Below are 1,708 nucleotides of genomic sequence, written 5' to 3'. Positions count from 1 at the left end.
CTTCAGCAAGATCAAACACTTCCGGGCCGTCGCCACGCGCTACGACAAAGACCCGGACAACTTCCTCGCCAGCGTCAAACTCGCTGCCCTTCGCGTCTGGCTACGAACTTAATGAGTCCGCGACCTAGCGCAATCGTAACGTCTGTAATAAGCGTTTTCGGGTCGTCCCAAAAACTTACGAGCCTTCCTTTGGAAGCCTTGGATCGGAACCGTTCTAATTTCTTGCGTAAATTTTTGTCCGTATCAACATCTTTCGCAGGGATATTTGAGATGTCTCGCCTTATGAAAACAAGTATTGTCTTCGATTTTTCTAAAGCATAATCGTATTCTTGTTCTGTATAACTAAGACCGCTTTCATCGATAGATCCGTACCTTCCTGCTATTATAAGTACATAATAATCACACTGATCAATTACGGCTTTTATGTATTCTAATGCTGCCCGATCGACCGACCCAAAATCTTCCATAGCGGCAGGGATTTCTGTCTGCCGCAAAACTGCCTTCGCTATCTCGCGCCTTACATCGATCAAATCTAAATAAGTAGACGAAATAAATATCTGATATTTCTTTTCCATTCTAGCTTTTTCCAAACATATTGAGAAATTAGATAATTATATTTAAATACCACCTAAGCTGTCACCTATGAGCATGCAATCAACTCCCGGCGCGACACCATACCGAGGAGGTATGTCCCCCGATATCTATCCGTTACAATCTCCGGCACCCTTCGACTAATGGTAGTTTCATGCTCGACGCCACGAAGCTCCTCGCCAATGCCCTGGGCGAACATCTCGCCCTGGTCTACCGGCGCACCTTCGGCAGCCGGGAGCCGGGCTATGTCGAGGTGATCGAGGAATCGGCGCGGCTGACCATCGAGCGGATCGCGCAGAGCGACGCGCTCTATCACGATGCCGACCACACCACCCTCGTGACGCTGGTGACCCAGGACATCCTGCGCGGCCGCTTCGTGGCGCAGGGGGTGTCGCCGCGGGACTGGCTGCACGCGATCCTGGCCGCGCTCTACCACGACATCGGCTACGTCCGCGGCGTCTGCGCCGGCGACACGCGCACCCGGTTCGTGATCGACCGGGCCGGCACCACCGTCGGGCTGCCGCGCGGGGCGTCCGATGCCGGGCTCACCGCGCACCACGTCGAGCGCTCGAAGATCGCGGTGTGGGAGCGCTTCGCTACCCACGAGTTCGTCGACGCCGGCCGCGTGGCACGCGCGATCGAGCTGACGCGCTTCCCCGTGCCCGACGACGGCGACCACGCCGAGACCGCCACGGAGGCCGGGCTGATGCGCGCGGCCGACCTCATCGGCCAGCTCGGCGATCCGCTCTATCCGCGAAAACTCAACGCGCTGTTCCACGAGCTGCGCGAGGCGGGCCTGTGCGAATCGCTCGGCTACGTCGACCCGGCGGATCTGGCCGAGCGCTACCCGAGCTTCTTCTGGGGCAAGGTCGAGCCGGTGATCGGCGACGCCATCCGCGCCCTCGACCTCACCGTGGAGGGACGGCGCTGGGTCGCCAACCTCTACGCCCACGTCTTCGCGATCGAGCACGACCGCCGCCGCATGGGGCCGCATCCCGGTTCGCCTGAATCCCCCACTTTGCCGCCCCTCTTGACCGAACCTTGACCGATCTGGTGTGTTCTTGTTCTGTTCTCACAGCGAGTCGCACCCCATGCCCGCCGCCGCCCAACCCCGCCC

2 protein-coding genes and 1 pseudogene are annotated in these 1,708 nt (G+C 58.8%); 2 read left to right on the top strand and 1 reads right to left on the bottom strand.

Translation table 11 applies throughout. The annotated features are described in order from the left end of the window. Positions 1-112, top strand: a pseudogene (locus tag FV234_RS25720) (IS5/IS1182 family transposase); the annotation flags it as partial. Here the strand turns inward: FV234_RS25720 and FV234_RS25715 are convergent. Beyond that, a complete protein-coding gene (locus FV234_RS25715) occupies positions 75-575 on the bottom strand; it encodes a DUF4062 domain-containing protein (protein WP_147832430.1) in 501 nt (166 codons plus the stop codon). The pseudogene FV234_RS25720 and the gene FV234_RS25715 sit on opposite strands and share 38 nt — an antisense overlap. 170 nt (positions 576-745) lie before the next feature. On the opposite strand from FV234_RS25715, the gene FV234_RS25710 reads away from it, so the two are divergent. Beyond that, positions 746-1,636, top strand: coding sequence for a metal-dependent phosphohydrolase (locus FV234_RS25710; protein ID WP_147832429.1), 891 nt, complete (start codon positions 746-748; stop codon positions 1,634-1,636). Positions 1,637-1,708: the final 72 nt, after the last annotated feature.

The sequence above is a fragment of the Methylobacterium sp. WL8 genome (genome assembly GCF_008040045.1).
In the GTDB taxonomy this organism is placed as follows: Bacteria; Pseudomonadota; Alphaproteobacteria; order Rhizobiales; family Beijerinckiaceae; genus Methylobacterium; species Methylobacterium cerastii.
This window is presented reverse-complemented; position numbering and strand designations above follow the sequence as displayed.

Bases quoted from the DNA above. Each gene is read 5' to 3' on its own strand.
- FV234_RS25715 (WP_147832430.1), bottom strand. From the start codon at position 575: ATGGAAAAGAAATATCAGATATTTATTTCGTCTACTTATTTAGATTTG.
- FV234_RS25710 (WP_147832429.1), top strand. From the start codon at position 746: ATGCTCGACGCCACGAAGCTCCTCGCCAATGCCCTGGGCGAACATCTC.